The organism is Amycolatopsis sp. NPDC114484 (assembly GCF_055633755.1).
On record NZ_JBVKDQ010000019.1, the window covers coordinates 19,006 to 33,937 of the forward strand.

Genomic DNA, 14,932 nt, shown 5'->3' on the forward strand with positions numbered 1-14,932 from the left:
CCTCGCCCTCCCGCCGTCCCCGCCCGCGCCGCTAGCGCGAGGGAAGGAAAAGAAATCCCATGCGCGTGCGAACCCTGACCCGGCGCGGGTTTCTCCGCGGCGCGGCGGCCATGGCACTGGTGCCCGCCGCCGCGGCCTGCGCCGAGGCCCCCGCCGCCACGTCCGGACCGGTCACCGTCGAAATGTGGCACGGCCAGAGCGACACCGGCCTCAAAGTCCTCAAGCAACTGGTCGCCGCGTTCCAGCGCGAGCACCCGGACATCCGGATCGACCTCGGCGGCGGGGTGCTCGCCGACGCCATGCTGCAGAAGGTGACCGCGGCGCTCGCGTCCGGCTCCTATCCCGACATCGCGTACATCTTCGGCTCCGACCTCGCGAGCATCGCCCGCAGCCCGCAAGTGGCCGACATGGACGACGTCGTGCACGGCCAGTTCTGGAGGCCCGCGCTCGAAGCGGTCACCGTGAACGAGCGCGTCCGCGCGGTGCCCGCGATGCTCGACTCGCTCGCGGTCGCCTGCAACAAGAAACTGTTCCAGGAGCACGGCGTCCCGCTGCCGGACGACTCCTGGCGATGGCCGGATTTCGTGGCCGCCGCGAAGAAACTGACCAACCGCGACCAGGGGCAGTTCGGCACCGCCTGGCCCGGCGCGGGCGACGAGGACACGGTCTGGCGGCTGTGGCCGATGATCTGGGACCTCGGCGGCACCATCGTCGGCCAGGACGGCCGCAGCATCGGCTTCGCCGACAGCGGGGTGCGAGCGCTCGAAGTGATCCGGCAGCTGTCCGCCGACCGCAGTGTCTACATCGACCCGAAACCCGGCTCCGAGCAGATGTACCAGGCCTTCGCCTCCGGGCGGATCGCGATGGTGCCGACCGGTCCGTGGCAGCTGCCCGACATCGTCGACGCCGGAATCGACTACCAGATCGTCCCGCTGCCCACTTTCACCGGCAAGCCGATCACCATCTCCGGACCGGACACCTGGACGGTGTTCGACAACGGCGACCGGCGCCTCGCCGCGACCAAAACGTTCCTGCGGTGGCTGACCGCCCCCAGCCAGGACGTCGTCTGGGACGTGGGCGCCGGCAGCCTCCCGCTGAGCGCGCAATCGCAGCGCCTTCCCGACTGGCAGCGCAAAACCCAGGACACCGCGGGTCTTTCGGTGTTCGTCAAGTCGCTCGAGAACTCGCACGTCCGCGCCAACCACCCCGCCTACCCGCAGGTTTCGCAGGCCGTCGCCGCCGCGATCGTCTCCGTGCTGCTCGGGCGCGCGACCCCCGCCGACGCCATGCGCGACTGCGCCTCCGCGGCCGACGCCGCCCTCGTCATCCCCCGTTAGGACCCCGCTCATGTCCGTACATCCCGGCCCGATCACCGTCGCTCCGGCCGCCGCGGCGAAGACCCGGCGCCGCCGCGAGACCGCCGCCGCCTGGGCTTACCTGAGTCCCTCGGTCGTCGTCATCATCGGCCTCGGCCTGGTGCCGGTGGTGTGGTCGCTGATCCTGTCGTTCCAGGCCGACGACCTCGTCACCCCGTCCCGGTTCGTCGGCGTCGACAACTACGCGGCACTCGCGCAGGACCCGCACTTCGGCCAAGCCGTCGGCAACACGCTGCTGTACACGGCGTTATACGTCCCGCTGAGCATCGTGCTCGGCCTCGCGCTGGCGCTCGCGCTGAACCGGCGGGTGCGCTTCATCGGCGCGTACCGGACGTTGATGTTCGTTCCGTTCGTGCTGTCGGCCACCGCGCAAGGCGTCCTGTTCTCGTTCATCCTCGACCCCGAATTCGGCGTCGCCAACTCGCTGCTGCACCGGATCGGCCTTAGCCCGCAAGGGTTTCTGACCGACCCGTCGCAGGCGCTGCTGATCCTGGTCGCCATCACGCTGTGGAGCGGCACCGGATTCTGCATGGTGGTGTTCCTGGCCGCGCTGCAGGACGTGCCGCCGTCTCTGATCGAAGCCGCTCGGCTGGACGGCGCCGGCCCGTTCCGGATCCTCCGGCACGTCACCCTGCCCGCCGTGCTGCCGGTGACCACGTTCCTGACGCTGTGGCAGCTGATCCAATCGCTCCAGGTGTTCGACCTGACCTACGTCACCACCAAAGGCGGGCCGCTCGGCTCGACCACGGTGATCGTCTACTTCATCTGGCAGCAGGCCTTCCAGAACTTCACCGCCGGATACGGCGCCGCCGCCGCGTACGTGCTCGCCGTGGTGCTGCTGGCGCTCGGGCTGGGCGTCCGATTGCTGCGTCGCAACAAGGAGGTTCGATGACGACGCGCGCGCACGTCGCCCCGGTTTCCGCATCTCAACTACCCGAGGTGATGCGTCAGCCCCGGCGCTGGCGGCTTCCGTTCAGCCCGTGGCATCTGCTGCTGGCCCCGCTCGCGCTGCTGTTCGCGGCACCGCTGGTGTGGCTGCTGCTCAGTTCGGTGATGAGCAACGCGGAGATCAACCGGTTCCCGCCGTCGCTGTGGCCGTCCGGGATCGACTTCTCCGGCTACCGGTATGTGCTGGAGAACGCGCTGTTCCTGCGGTGGTTCTCCAACTCGCTGATCGTGTCGGTCGTGACCGTGGCGGCCAATCTCGTCTTCGGCTCGCTCGGCGGCTACGCGTTCGCGCGCATGCGGTTCCGCGGTTCGAAGGTGATGCTCGGGCTGATGATGGCGACCATGGCGGTGCCCTTCCAGCTCACCATGATCCCGACGTTCCTGGTGATGAAGAAGCTCGGCCTGATCGACTCGCTCGGCGCGTTGATCGTGCCGTCGCTGGTCACGCCGTTCGCGGTGTTCCTGCTGCGGCAGTTCTTCCTGTCGCTGCCGCGCGAACTGGAGGAAGCGGCCTGGATCGACGGCTGCTCGCGGCTGCGGGTGCTGGTCCGGATCGTGCTCCCGCTGTCGCGGCCCGCGTTGAGCACCGTCGCCGTGCTCACCTTCCTGAGCACCTGGAACGACCTGACCTGGCCGTTGATCGCGATCAACCACGACACCCAGTACACCCTGCAGCTCGGCCTGACCACCTTCCAGGGACAGCACCACACGAACTGGGCGGCGGTGATGGCCGGGAACGTCATCACAGTGCTGCCGGTGCTGCTGGCGTTCCTGGGCGCGCAGAAGACGTTCATCCAGTCCATCACCTCCAGCGGTCTCAAAGGCTGAACCGAGTCATCCAGAGGAACCACGCATGCCGCACCACTTCGACCTGCTCGTGCTCGGCGACGTCAACCCCGACGTCGTCCTCAGGCCGCTGACCGAGGAGCTCGACTTCCGGCAACGGGAGAACCTCGTCGGCCACGGCTTGCTCACGCTCGGCGGGTCCGCCGCGATCACCGCCGCCGGGGCCGCCCGGCTGGGGCTGAAGGTCGCCTTCGCCGGGCGGATCGGCGACGACGCCGCCGGCCGGTTCGTCCGCGACATCCTCGCCGAACGCGGCGTCGACACGCGGGCCCTCACGGTGGATCCGACGCTGCCGACTCCGCTCACCGCGATCCTGACGCGCGACGACAGCCGCGCCATCATCACCAGCTCCGGAGTGCTGGACGCGGTGTCGGCCGCCGACGTCCCCGCTGAGTTGCTGGCGAACAGCCGCCATGTGCACGCCTCGTCGTACTTCCTGATGCCCAAGCTGGCCGCCGGGCTGCCGGAACTGTTCCGCACCGCCCGCTCCCACGGCGCGACAACCTCACTGGACACCAACGACGATCCGGCGCGGCAGTGGGATCCCAGCGGCATCCCGCTGGTACTTCAGGAGACCGACTTCCTTCTCCCCAACGCCGCCGAAGCCCTGCAGTTGTCCGGAAAATCCAGCCTCCTCGGCGCCGCGGCACACCTCGCCGCACAGGGGCCGACCGTCGTCGTCAAGAACGGCGCCGACGGTGCGATCGCCCATCACCGCAGCGAAACCGTCACGGTTCCCGCGTCCCCGATCACCCCGCTCGACACCGTCGGTGCCGGCGACAGCTTCAACGCCGCGTTCCTCGCCGCGACGCTGCGCGGCCTGCCGCTGTCCGACGCGCTGCGGGCGGGGGTCACCGGCGGCGGCCGTTCGACGCTCGCGCGCGGCGGGATCGACGGCCAACCGACCTGGAACGAACTCAATCTCGCCGAAACCACTGAAACGGAAAGCGCATGACCACCAAGATCACCTTCATCGGCGCCGGCAGCGTCGTGTTCACCCAGGGCCTGCTCGCGGACCTGTTCGCCTATCCCGAACTGGCCGAGGTGCACGTCGCGCTGCACGACATCGACCCGGAACGCCTGAGCACCGCACACGCGGCGGCCGGTCGCATCGCCGAAGCCCGCGGGGCCAAGCCCGTCCTCACCGCGCACGCGGACCGCCGCGAAGCCCTTGAGGGCGCGGACTTCGTCATCAACATGGTCCAAATCGGAATGGGCGAGGCGACCCGCGTCGACTTCGACATCCCCGCTCGCTTCGGCGTGAAGCAGACCATCGGCGACACGCTCGGTGTCGGCGGGATCTTCCGCGCCCTGCGCACTTTCCCGTTCCTGCGCGAACTCGGCGAGGACATCGCGCAGGTGTGCCCGCAGGCGTGGCTGCTGAACTACACGAACCCGATGGCGATGAACGTGCAGTACCTGTCCGAGACGCTCGGCTCGGACCGCGTCGTCGGCCTGTGCCATTCGGTTTACTGGACCGTGCACGACCTGGCCGCCCTGCTGGAAGTGCCGCTGTCCGAGGTCACCTACCACGCCGCGGGCATCAACCACCAGGCGTGGATCCTGCGCCTGGAACACCAGGGCGCGGACCTGTACCCGCGGCTCGCCGAACTCGCCGAGGACCCGCAGCTGCGGCGGCGCGTGCGGTTCGACATGTTCCGGCGGCTCGGCTACTACCCCACCGAAACCAGCGAGCATTCCTCCGAATACGTGCCGTGGTATCTCGGCCACGCCGGCGAAATCGAACGGCTGCGGCTGCCGATCGGCGCGTATCTGGACGTCGTGGCGGAGAACGAGGCCGAATACGAACGCACCCGCCTGGCGATCGAACGCGACGAACCGCTCACCGTCGAAGGCACCAACGAATACGCGCCGCAGATCATCCACAGTGTCGTCACCGGCACGCCGCGCACCGTTTACGGCAATGTGCTCAATCGCGGGCTGATCCCGAATCTCCCGGCGACCGGAGCCGTCGAGGTGCCGTGTCTCGCCGACGCCACCGGCATCCGTCCCACGCGGGTCGCTCCCCTGCCGCCGCAGCTCGCCGCGCTCAACCGCACCTACCTGAGCACCACCGAACTCGTGGTGCGCGCGGCGGTCGAGAACGATCCCCGGCACATCCGCCACGCGGCGATGACCGATCCCGCCACCGCGGCCGCGCTTCCGGTCGAACGCATCTGGGAACTGTGCGACGAAATGGTGCTCGCGCACGGCGAAGCGCTGCAGCCCGGATTGCGGGAAACCCTGGGCAGCTAACGACTCTTGACGGCGCGGCGCGGTGATCCGCTAAACTTCTGGTGCCTGCCGGACGGGCAGGCGCCAGAAGTACGCCCAGCCGGTAATGCGGATTGACCGCGAGCCCGGACCCAGTCGCCAGGATGTCTTCGGAACCTCCGAGGCGGGGCCGTACTCACCATCGCTGGAGTCACCGGATGCATTCGCTTCCTGGTCGGATTTCTCGCGCAACCGCGGCCGCCGCCCTGCTGATCGGCAGCTCGGCGTGCGCGCTCGGGGCCAGCGGCACCGCGGAAAGCGCGCCGCTTCCCTCGCCGCACAGCCAGGTCACCGACGTCCCCTTGCCGACCCCGCACGCCGGGTTCGACTACCAGATCGGCGGCCCGTACCAGCCGCCGGCGGGCGTCCAGGTCGTCAGCCGCGACCACAGCGCGCCGGCGGCCGCCGGACTGTACAACATCTGCTACGTCAACGCTTTCCAGGCCCAGCCCGGCGCCGAAAAGGATTGGGGCGACCTGGTTCTGCGCGACGGCGACGGCAAGGTCGTCATGGATCCCGACTGGAACGAGGCGCTGCTCGACCTGCGCACCGCGGACAAGCGGGGCCGGATCGCGGACAAGGTCGGCACGTGGATCGACGAGTGCGCGGGCAAGGGCTACCAGGCCATCGAGCCGGACAACTACGACAGCTTCACCCGGTCCCAGGGCCTGCTCAGCGCGCGGAACGCCCAGGACCTCGTCAAGCTGCTTTCCGAGCGCGCGCACGGGAAAGGCCTCGCGATCGGCCAGAAGAACACCTCGGAACTCGCTTCGTCGCGGGTCGCGAACGGCCTGGACTTCGCGGTCGCCGAGGAATGCGGCGAGCAGGACAATTGCGCGGAGTACACCCAGTATTTCGACAACCGCGTGATCGTCATCGAATACTCCGAGGACGGCCTGCGCAACGCGTGTGCCAAGTGGGGCGCCACGCTCAGCGTCGTCCGCCGCGACCGGGACGTCACGCCGAAGGGCGATTCCGCCTACGTCCGCGAAGCCTGCTGAGGCTTCCGTCGCCCTGCCAGCACTCGCGCGGCGGTGCTGGCAGGGCGGCGGAGCGGACGCCGAGTACCCGTTCGACAACGCGAGCGCCCGGATGTCCGCCCTCGAAGCCAGCGTCCGGCACCTGGGGAATCTCGGGGTCGGCAACGGACGGTCCTGCTGGGAGATCGGGCGGCGGGTCGAGCGCGAGGTGGCTGGCCGAGCAGTCCGGACCGGACGGGCACGTGCTGGCCACGCCCTCGACCCCCGGCTGCTCGCCGACCTGCCCCGCGGCTGTCTGATCCTCGAGGAGATCGAGCCGCGCGGGCAGACCGTGCTCGCCGCGCTCGACGAGGAGAGCGCGACGGTTTTCGGTTCCGTGCAAGGCCGGATCCTGGATCTGCTCGAACGGGCGGGCAGCGACGTCGAACGGGCCGGGCGGCGGGCCGGAAGTCCGGTTGCTGGCCGCGAATTCGGCGAAGCTGGCCGCGGACGGTGTGCGGCCGGAAGAACTCGAACAGTTCCGCCGGGTGCCCGCCGACCCGCGGTTCGCCATGCTATCGACGGCGCGAGATCGCCACGCCAGCCAGGCAAAGCGCACCGCCAACGAGTCCGTACGCCGTCGGGGCTTCGGCGAGCAGCAGCCACGACAGCAGCACCGCCATCGCCGGGACGGCGTAGCTCACCATCGTCAGGCGACCGGCGTCCGTGCGACGCAGCGCGTACGCCCACGCGGTGAACCCGACCGCGGTGGGAAACACTCCCAAGTAGACACTGCCGAGCACCGCGCCGGTGGGAGCCACCTGCAGTTCGTTGATCAGCTGCGGTGTCCACGGCAGCAGCACCACGGTCCCGACGACACAGCCGAGCCAGATCGCGTTCAACCCGTCGACGTGCCGCAGCGTGACCTTCTGGACCATGACTCCGGCGGCGTAGAGCACGGCGGCCAGCAAGCACAGCAGGACGCCAGCCCAGTCGTTGCTCCCGGTGGCTCCGGTCGCGATCAGCGCGGCCCCGCCCAGCGCGACGAGCGAGCCGATGACGAGCGAGCGCGAGAAGCCCTCGCCGAGGAACTTCCCGGCCGCGACGGCGACCATCAGCGGCGCGAGGTTCACCAGCAACGCCGCGGTCCCGGCGTCGACGTGCCGCTCCCCCGCGTTGAGGACGACCGTGTACGCGGCCAGCCACAGCACGGCGTAGGCCGCGACGAGCAGGAATGCCTTGCGGGACAGCCGGACGCGAACCGCGCCCTTGGCCACGGCGAACACGGTGAGCGTCACGGCCGCGACGGCGAGCCGCAGTAGTGCCAGGGGCGCCGGGGACAGCGCGTGCCCCACGCTGCGGATGGCGACGAACGACGAGGCCCACAGCACCACGGCGAGCCCCGCGGCGGCCGCGATCTTGCCGAAGTCGGACTTGCCGGCGGGCTGGACGGTTTCCACGAGATCAGTCACCTGGCCATCGTCACCTCGCCCTTATGTACAGCACAAGCGATTAGTTCTGTACCTCCGTTAAGAATCACTGTACATTCGAACCATGCTGGACATCCCCCGTCTCCGCGTGTTGCGCGCTGTCGTCGCCTCCGGATCGATCCGCGCGAGCGCCGCCGCGCTCGGCTACACGCCGTCCGCGGTGAGCCAGCAAATCACCACGCTGCAACGAGAGACCGGGCTGCAGCTGTTCGAACGGTCCGGCCGCGGCATCGAGCCCACCGAGGCCGGGCGGACCCTCGCCGGCGAGGCCGAGGCGTTGTTCGCGTCCTTCAGCCGGGTCGAGCAGGTCGTCGCCGAACTGCGCGCCGGACGCGTCGGCCGGCTGTCGATCGGCTACTTCGGCTCGGCCGGCTCCACGTGGCTGGCCCCGACCGTCGCCGCGCTGCGCGCCGAGTTCCCCGGCCTGCGGCTGGACCTGATGCTGACCGAGTTCACGCCGGGCGACCCGGACATCGACATCTTCGTGGAGGAGAACGGGGCCGAGCATCCCGGGTCGGTCGTCGTGCACCGGCTGGCCGAGGACCCGTACCTGGCGGTCGTCCGCCTCGACGACCCGCTCGCCGGGCTGCCGGAGGTGCCGCTCGCCGCGCTCGCCGAACGGCACTGGGTCGACAACGACCTGCGCGAGGGCCAGTGCCGGCAGGTGCTGCTCAACGCCTGCACACAAGCCGGGTTCTCGCCCGGTTTCGTGGTCGAGACGCACGACTACCGGACCGCGATGTCCTTCGTGGCAACGGGAATCGGGCTGACCGTGGTGCCGGCACTGGGCATCGGCGACCTGCCGGACGGCCTCACCACCGTCGCGCTGACCTCGCCCGCGCCGGTCCGGCACCTCAGCCTCGCGGTGAAGAAGGCGATCGCGGAGCATCCCGCCGCCCGGCGCGCGGTGGAACTGCTGGAAGGTCTGGTGGGCGCGGGGAAGACCCGCGTCGCCTGACCTCCCCGGGCCGAAAAGGTCCGTGAGGGGAAACCTGAGAGAGTGTTGTGGAACCTGGTGATCGGCTCGGTGTGTCCGTTGTGCTAGCGGTGTGGCGTGGTGATCATCAGGCGGGGTGTGCGTCTGTGTGTTCAAGCCGGCCTATGGCTCGTCGTTGACGGATGTGCAGTGGGCGGTGATCGAGCCGTTGCTGCCGAAGACGCATCCGGGCCTGGGCGGGCGGCCGCCGGTCTATTCGCGTCGACTGATCATTGACACGATCAGTTATGTGCTGGTCAGCGGGTGCGCGTGGCGGCTGGTCGGCTACGACGCCGGGAAACGCGTGCGGGCCGCAAACGGCATGTCCTGGTCGACACGCTCGGGCTGCTGCTGGCCGGAAGCCGGGCACGGCTGCTTGGCTCGGCGTGGGTCGACGGCGGCTACGTCAACTCGAAAGACGCCACCCTCGTCGACTAGGCCCGCCGCCAAGAGCGGGTGGAGATCGTGGCGGTGTCACGGAACGCCGATGTGGCAAGCGTTCAGATGCTGCCCCGGCGGTGGGTGGCGGAACGAACTTTCGGCTGGCTCACGAGGTGCAGACGCTTGACCCGCGACTACGAACGCACAACCCCATCGAAACCGAAGCAGCACTCCGCCTAGCCCAAGACCACGACAACTGACCGTCCAGGTTCCACAACACCCACTGAGGGAATCTGATTCCCTCACGGAGCCCTTCACGGCACGGTGGCCGGAGGCGCGGATCGGGCGGCGGGCCGTTTTCCGGTAACGAATGCACCACATTCACGACGCGAATGCGCGGCCGCCGCCCCGAACGGACCAATCGAGCCCGGGCCCGGCCCGGATGGCGGGGGAACCCGGCTCACCGGAACGGGTTGATGGCCTTCCGTCAATTTCCCCGGCTCTTTCCGCGCCGACCTGGGCGGCTGACCGGAAACCGACATCGTTACACCCCGATCGGGTAGGGATGACTCACGCGCAGTCCTCGTTAACACGACTCAAACCCGCCGCTGTCACCCTGACGAGGAGCGGCGAACCCCCGGGTTGGCGGATTGGCCGGGGGACCTCCTCCGTGCGGGAATGGTGTCACCGTCCGACACTGCAGTCGCCCGGTTTTTCCCCGGGAAAGGGAAGGGTTCGTTTTCATGGACGTCCGGTACGAGGCTTTTTGCTTCGCCGATCCGCTGTTCTTCGACGAACCGCGGGAAACCCCGGGCGCGGCAGGCGACCTGGCCGCGAGCCTGCCGCCGCCGGGACCCGAGTGGACGGTCGAGACGCGCGGGATCTGGCATTCGCTGCGCCCTTCCGGCACCACACTTCCGGCCCAGGGCTGGAAAATCCACGTCTCCGCGGGCCTGGACAACGCCGAGGACGTACTGGCCCGCGTGCATCAGTACTGTGTGGAGCATCAGGTCGCGTACAAGCACCTGCGCTCGCGGGCGATCCTGATCAGCCGCAATTCGAAATACGCGCCGCGCGAAGGAAGCGGCAAGCTGATCACGATTTACCCGCTGTCCGAGGAGGCGCTCGCCCGGATACTGAGCGACCTTTCCGCCGAGCTGGAAGGCGAGCACGGCGCGTATATTCTGAGCGATCTCCGCTACCGCGAAGGCCCGCTTTACGTCCGGTACGGCGGATTCGCCGAACAGTGGACCGAACACGCCGGAACGCGGGTGCTCGCAATCCGCCATCCGGATGGCACTCTCGTGCCCGACCGGCGGGAACCGTCCTTTTCCGTGCCGGACTGGGTGCCGATTCCCTCCTGTTTGTCCGACAGCGTGGCCGCGCGCAAGAACGGCGCCCGGTTCCCGTACCGGGTGACCGGTTCCCTGCACTTTTCCAACGGCGGCGGCGTTTATCTGGCCGAACGAGAGGCCGACCGGAAGACCGTCGTGCTGAAGGAGGCGCGGCCGCACGCCGGGCTGGACCGGGACGGCACCGACGCGGTCGCCCGGCTGAACCACGAACGCGAGGTCCTCGAACGGCTGGCGGACGTTCCGGGGATCCCCCGGGTGCACGAGCAGTTCACCGTGTGGGAGCACCATTACCTGGCGATGGAGCACCTGCCCGGCATCCCGCTGAGCAGCTGGCTCGCCCGGCACTACCCGCTCACCAGCGGGTCCGGGGCCGAAGGCGATCTCGCGGCCTACCGCGACCGCGCGCTGGCCGTGCTGGCGCAGGTCGAGCGGATCCTCGCCGACATTCACCGGCACGGGATCGTGTTCGGCGACCTGCACGGGAAGAACATCCTGGTGGACGAGCGGGACCAGGTGTCGCTGATCGACTTCGAGCTGGCCGTCGAGGCCGATTCCGGCGACCGTCCTGGGCTCGGCGCTCCCGGCTTCCGCGCCCCCGCCGACCGGCACGGTTTCGAGATCGACGAGCACGCGCTGGCCGCGCTGCGGCTGTGGGTCTTCCTTCCGCTGGTGATGCTGCTGGAACTCGCGCCGAGCAAGCTGCGCGGGATCGCGGACTTCGCCCAGCGGCGGTTCAGCCTGCCGGACGGATACGCCGACCGCGTGGTCTCCGTGCTCGCCCCGCGCGCCGCCCCGCCCGCCGCGACGCACACCGCGCTGGACGAGCCGCGCCCGGACTGGTCGCTGGTGCGCAAGCAGATCGCGGAAGCCATCCTCGCGAGTGCCACGCCGGACCGCCTCGACCGGCTGTTCCCCGGCGACATCGAACAGTTCCGCTCCGGCGGCGCGGGTTTCGGCGTGGGAGCGGCGGGGGTGCTGCATTCGCTGCACGTCGCCGGAGCCGGCCGCTATCCCGAGTACGAGCAGTGGCTGCTGGCCGCGGTCCGGCGGCAACCTCCGGCGAGGCCCGGCTTCTTCGACGGCAGCCACGGCATCGCCTACGTCCTCGAGGAATTCGGCTACGCGGCGGAAGCCGACCAGCTGCTCGCCGCGTCGCAGTCGCTGGCCGACCAGACCACCGACCACGGCCTGGAAAGCGGGCTCGCCGGGATCGGCCTCACCCGCCTGCACTTCGCGACGACTCGCGGCGACAACGAGTTCGGCCGCCAAGCCCTGGACATCGCCGTCCGGCTCGCGACCGCTTTCGAGACCGCCGAACCGCCCGGCCGCTTCGCCAGGGCCGGGCTGCTGAGCGGCTGGTCCGGACCGGCGTTGCTGTTCCTGCGCCTGCACGAGCACACCGGCGAGCCGTCCTGGCTCACCCTCGCCGACCGGGTGCTGGCCCGCGACCTGGAGGAATGCGCCCCGGCGTCCGACGGATCGCTGCAGGTCCGCGACGGAACCCTGCGCACCCTCCCCTACGCCGCGATCGGCAGCGCCGGAATCCTGCTGGTCGCCGAGCAGATCGCCCGGCGCCTCCCGGACTCGGCCGCCGCCGAGAGCCTGCCCGGGCTGCGGGCGGCGTGCCGCGGGGAGTTCGTGATCCACCCCGGCCTGCTCTACGGCCGGTGCGGGCTCGCCGCCGCGCTGTCCTTCGCCGACGAGCCGGACCGGGAGGCCATCGACCTGCACCTGGCCCGGTTGTCCTGGCACGGCGTCCCGTACCACGGCGGGCTGGCCTTCCCCGGCAACCAGCTGCTTCGCCTGTCGACCGACGTCAACACCGGCAGCGCGGGGGTCCTCCGCACGCTCGCCGCACTACTGGACCGCGCGGAACTGCTGCCCTTCCTGGGCTCCGCGCCGTCCCCGCACACCTCCGGCCGATGAGCGCCGGCGGACCCCGAGAGAAGGGAACACCCATGGAACACGTCCTGGAGCTGCAGGCGTTGGAGGCCCCGGAAGCCCTCGAAGGCCAGGGACTGGACCACCACGGCCACAGCCACTACAGCGCGTACTGCGGCGACAGCACGCTCAGCCTGCTTCTCTGCTACTGACCGCGGGCGGGGCGGGAACGGCGCAGGCCAAGTGCGCCGTTCCCGCCCCGTTCATTCTGCCCCGGCGACCGACGCCGGTCGCGCCGAGGCGGACGTCGGCGGTCCGGCGGCACCGGTGCGGTTGGGTGCCTCGGTGCGTTCTCCGTCGAAGGTCTGGCCGGGCACCAGCCCGATGGTGTCCGCGAAGGTCACCAGGTGAGCGGGAGTTCGCCAGCGCCAGTGCGGCCAGTCGCCTCGGCACGTTCGCCGAAGAGGACCTGGCCGGGTACCAGCCCGATAGTGCTCGCCGGGCGAGCGGGAGTTCGCCAGCGCCAGTGCGGCCAGTCCTCTCGGCACGCTAGCCGCCGAGAACCTGGCCCACCACGAACCCGATAACGCCCACGAAAGTCACCACGCGACCGACCGTTCGACGGCAACCACGCGAGGGGAGCGACATGGCCGGACCAGCCGATCGCCTGCTGCTCTCGGCCGCCCTCCTGGACCGTCCCCGGCTGGCCGCGGTCATCGTGACGTCACTGATCTCCGCCGGCGCCGGGCTGCTCTTGCCCGGTGCGCTCGCCGCCGCGACCGACGCGGTGCTCGGCGGGCGCAGCAGCACCGGCGCGGTGGTGTGGCTGCTCGTCGTGGGCGTCGCGGAGATCGCCGCGGACGCCGTCGCCATGCTCCTTCCCGCCCGGCTGACCAGCAACGCGAGCGCCTGGCTGCGCCGCCGGGCAACCGACCGGCTGCTCGCGCTGGGCACGCACTCGCCGTTCGCTCCCGGGGACGCGGTCAGCCGGGTGACCGGCGACTGCGCCGCGGCCGGCGGTATCGCCGCGGTCGTGGTGCAGCTGATCGCGACCGGGCTGATGTCCGCCGGCGCGGTGGTCCTGCTCGCGCTTCTGGACTGGCGGCTGGCGCTGGTGTTCCTCGGCAGCCTCCCGTTCGCGTTGCTGCTGGCGAGGTCGCACCTGCGGGGCACGGCCGCGGATGTCCTCGCCTACCAACGGGTTTCCGGCGAGCTGTCCGCCCGGCTGCTCGACGCGGTGGCCGGCCTGCGGACGATCGCCGCGTCCGGCACCGCCGACGCCGAGGCCGCCCGGGTCCTGCGTCCGCTGCCGCGGCTGAACCTCGCCGGCCAGGGCATGTGGCGCACCCAAGCCCGGATGGTGTGGCGAGCCGGCCTGCTGCTCCCCACGGTCGAGATCCTCACCCTCGCCGCCGCCGGTTTCGGTGTCCTGGCCGGACGGTTGAGCGCCGGAGACGTCCTCGCCGCGCTCGGCTACGTCGCTCTCGGCCTCGGCCTGGTGACGCAGATTCCGTTGCTCACCACGCTTTCCCGGATCCGTTCGGCGGCGCACCGGATCACCGAGGTCCTCGACACCGAGACACCGCCTCGCGGCGCCCTCGGTCTGCTGCCCGGAAACGGCGCGCTGGAACTCCGCGGTGCCACCGTGCACGGCGCGCTGGCCAACGTCGACCTCACCATTCCCGGTGGTTGTTTCGCCGCCGTGGTAGGGAGTTCCGGCTCGGGAAAGTCCACTGTGGTCAGTCTGCTGGCCGGTCTCCGCCGCCCCGACGCCGGACAGGCCCTGCTGGACGGCCGCGACCTCGCCGTGCTGCGCCCTGACGAACTTCGGGCCGTTGTCGGGTATGCCTCCGCGGAACCCGCGCTGCTCGGGGTCACCGTCGCCGACGCGGTCGCTTATGGCTCCTGGGCGAGCGTTCCGGCTGTCGACGCCGCCTGCCTGACTGCGCGTATCCACGACGTCCTGATGCGGTTGCCGCGAGGTTACGACACCCCGCTCTCCGAAACTCCGTTGTCCGGCGGGGAAAGCGCCCGGATGGGCCTGGCGCGCGCGCTCGCCCGGAACCCGCGGGTGCTCCTGCTCGACGACGCCACCGCCAGCCTGGACACGATCACCGAACGCGCCGTGACAGCCGAGCTGGGCCGTCGGACCCGGGTGGTCGTCACGCACCGGGCCGCGATGGCCGCGCGGGCGGACGTGGTGGTGTGGCTGGCGGCGGGACAGGTTCGCGCGGTCGGGCCGCATGCGCGGCTGTGGCAGATGCCGGGGTATCGCGCGGTTTTCACGGAGGAAACGTGATGCCGTACCGGTGGAACGCGCTTGCCGGACGACGCGGCGAGTCAGGTCCGCGTCGTCGGCCCGCATCTGCCGTAACCCCGAGGCTGCCCGGCAGCACGCGACGGCGCACCTTCGCGACCCAGCCAGCCCGCGCACGCAACGCGCTCA

At 70.3% G+C, this 14,932-nt stretch carries 13 protein-coding genes and 1 pseudogene; 11 read left to right on the forward strand and 3 right to left on the reverse strand.

The genetic code is table 11. The features are described 5' to 3' along the window. Positions 1–59: 59 nt before the first annotated feature. From ACZ7SW_RS35010 to ACZ7SW_RS35035, 6 genes are all read left to right on the forward strand, one after another. Entirely contained in the window at positions 60–1,337 is a 1,278-nt protein-coding gene (locus ACZ7SW_RS35010) for an ABC transporter substrate-binding protein (protein ID WP_470234647.1), read from the forward strand. A gap of 10 nt (positions 1,338–1,347) precedes the next feature. Further along, positions 1,348–2,268, forward strand: coding sequence for a carbohydrate ABC transporter permease (locus ACZ7SW_RS35015; protein WP_470234648.1), 921 nt, complete (start codon positions 1,348–1,350; stop codon positions 2,266–2,268). Continuing rightward, complete coding sequence (locus ACZ7SW_RS35020; RefSeq protein ID WP_470234649.1) at positions 2,265–3,152, forward strand: carbohydrate ABC transporter permease; 888 nt, start codon at positions 2,265–2,267, stop codon at positions 3,150–3,152. Before ACZ7SW_RS35015 ends, ACZ7SW_RS35020 begins: the two co-directional genes overlap by 4 nt. A gap of 25 nt (positions 3,153–3,177) precedes the next feature. After that, on the forward strand, positions 3,178–4,125 hold the full coding sequence (locus tag ACZ7SW_RS35025; protein WP_470234650.1) for a carbohydrate kinase family protein: 948 nt from the start codon (positions 3,178–3,180) through the stop codon (positions 4,123–4,125). After that, positions 4,122–5,426 carry an alpha-galactosidase gene (melA, locus tag ACZ7SW_RS35030; RefSeq protein WP_470234651.1) on the forward strand — a complete coding sequence of 435 codons (1,305 nt, stop codon included), beginning with the start codon at positions 4,122–4,124 and terminating at the stop codon, positions 5,424–5,426. Before ACZ7SW_RS35025 ends, melA begins: the two co-directional genes overlap by 4 nt. A gap of 176 nt (positions 5,427–5,602) precedes the next feature. Continuing rightward, complete coding sequence (locus ACZ7SW_RS35035) at positions 5,603–6,445, forward strand: endo alpha-1,4 polygalactosaminidase (RefSeq protein ID WP_470234652.1); 843 nt, start codon at positions 5,603–5,605, stop codon at positions 6,443–6,445. Here the strand turns inward: ACZ7SW_RS35035 and ACZ7SW_RS35040 are convergent. Beyond that, positions 6,402–6,977, reverse strand: coding sequence for a hypothetical protein (locus tag ACZ7SW_RS35040; protein ID WP_470234653.1), 576 nt, complete (start codon positions 6,975–6,977; stop codon positions 6,402–6,404). The genes ACZ7SW_RS35035 and ACZ7SW_RS35040 overlap by 44 nt on opposite strands. A 1-nt stretch (position 6,978) precedes the next feature. Beyond that, positions 6,979–7,875: a DMT family transporter gene (locus tag ACZ7SW_RS35045; RefSeq protein WP_470234654.1), complete on the reverse strand. Its 897-nt coding sequence runs from the start codon at positions 7,873–7,875 to the stop codon at positions 6,979–6,981. An 82-nt stretch (positions 7,876–7,957) separates the two neighbouring features. Between ACZ7SW_RS35045 and ACZ7SW_RS35050 the strand changes: the two genes are divergently transcribed. The 4 genes and pseudogenes from ACZ7SW_RS35050 (at position 7,958) to ACZ7SW_RS35065 (ending at position 12,698) form a co-directional block, all read left to right on the forward strand. Further along, the gene (locus ACZ7SW_RS35050; RefSeq protein ID WP_470234655.1) at positions 7,958–8,851 is read left to right on the forward strand and encodes a LysR family transcriptional regulator; all 894 of its coding nucleotides are present in this window, start codon (positions 7,958–7,960) and stop codon (positions 8,849–8,851) included. 115 nt (positions 8,852–8,966) lie between these two features. Beyond that, positions 8,967–9,490 (forward strand): annotated as a pseudogene (locus ACZ7SW_RS35055) (transposase). Between the two features lie 503 nt (positions 9,491–9,993). Beyond that, a complete protein-coding gene (lanKC, locus tag ACZ7SW_RS35060) occupies positions 9,994–12,531 on the forward strand; it encodes a class III lanthionine synthetase LanKC (protein WP_470234656.1) in 2,538 nt (845 codons plus the stop codon). A gap of 32 nt (positions 12,532–12,563) precedes the next feature. After that, positions 12,564–12,698 (forward strand): class III lanthipeptide, encoded by a 135-nt coding sequence (locus tag ACZ7SW_RS35065; protein WP_158242558.1) that lies wholly within the window; start codon positions 12,564–12,566, stop codon positions 12,696–12,698. A gap of 51 nt (positions 12,699–12,749) precedes the next feature. Here the strand turns inward: ACZ7SW_RS35065 and ACZ7SW_RS35070 are convergent, their stop codons facing one another. Then, positions 12,750–12,890, reverse strand: a complete 141-nt coding sequence (locus tag ACZ7SW_RS35070) for a hypothetical protein (RefSeq protein ID WP_470234657.1) — start codon at positions 12,888–12,890, stop codon at positions 12,750–12,752. A gap of 242 nt (positions 12,891–13,132) precedes the next feature. Here ACZ7SW_RS35070 and ACZ7SW_RS35075 point away from each other — a divergent pair, with 242 nt between their 5' ends. Next, on the forward strand, positions 13,133–14,785 hold the full coding sequence (locus ACZ7SW_RS35075) for an ABC transporter ATP-binding protein (RefSeq protein WP_470234658.1): 1,653 nt from the start codon (positions 13,133–13,135) through the stop codon (positions 14,783–14,785). The last annotated feature ends 147 nt before the right edge of the window (positions 14,786–14,932 follow it).

Excerpts from the sequence above, each read along its gene's own strand:
- ACZ7SW_RS35010 (WP_470234647.1), top strand. The coding sequence starts at position 60 with ATGCGCGTGCGAACCCTGACCCGGCGCGGGTTTCTCCGCGGCGCGGCG.
- ACZ7SW_RS35015 (WP_470234648.1), top strand. The coding sequence starts at position 1,348 with ATGTCCGTACATCCCGGCCCGATCACCGTCGCTCCGGCCGCCGCGGCG.
- ACZ7SW_RS35020 (WP_470234649.1), top strand. The coding sequence starts at position 2,265 with ATGACGACGCGCGCGCACGTCGCCCCGGTTTCCGCATCTCAACTACCC.
- ACZ7SW_RS35025 (WP_470234650.1), top strand. The coding sequence starts at position 3,178 with ATGCCGCACCACTTCGACCTGCTCGTGCTCGGCGACGTCAACCCCGAC.
- melA (WP_470234651.1), top strand. The coding sequence starts at position 4,122 with ATGACCACCAAGATCACCTTCATCGGCGCCGGCAGCGTCGTGTTCACC.
- ACZ7SW_RS35035 (WP_470234652.1), top strand. The coding sequence starts at position 5,603 with ATGCATTCGCTTCCTGGTCGGATTTCTCGCGCAACCGCGGCCGCCGCC.
- ACZ7SW_RS35040 (WP_470234653.1), bottom strand. The coding sequence starts at position 6,977 with ATGGCGAACCGCGGGTCGGCGGGCACCCGGCGGAACTGTTCGAGTTCT.
- ACZ7SW_RS35050 (WP_470234655.1), top strand. The coding sequence starts at position 7,958 with ATGCTGGACATCCCCCGTCTCCGCGTGTTGCGCGCTGTCGTCGCCTCC.
- lanKC (WP_470234656.1), top strand. The coding sequence starts at position 9,994 with ATGGACGTCCGGTACGAGGCTTTTTGCTTCGCCGATCCGCTGTTCTTC.
- ACZ7SW_RS35065 (WP_158242558.1), top strand. The coding sequence starts at position 12,564 with ATGGAACACGTCCTGGAGCTGCAGGCGTTGGAGGCCCCGGAAGCCCTC.
- ACZ7SW_RS35075 (WP_470234658.1), top strand. The coding sequence starts at position 13,133 with ATGGCCGGACCAGCCGATCGCCTGCTGCTCTCGGCCGCCCTCCTGGAC.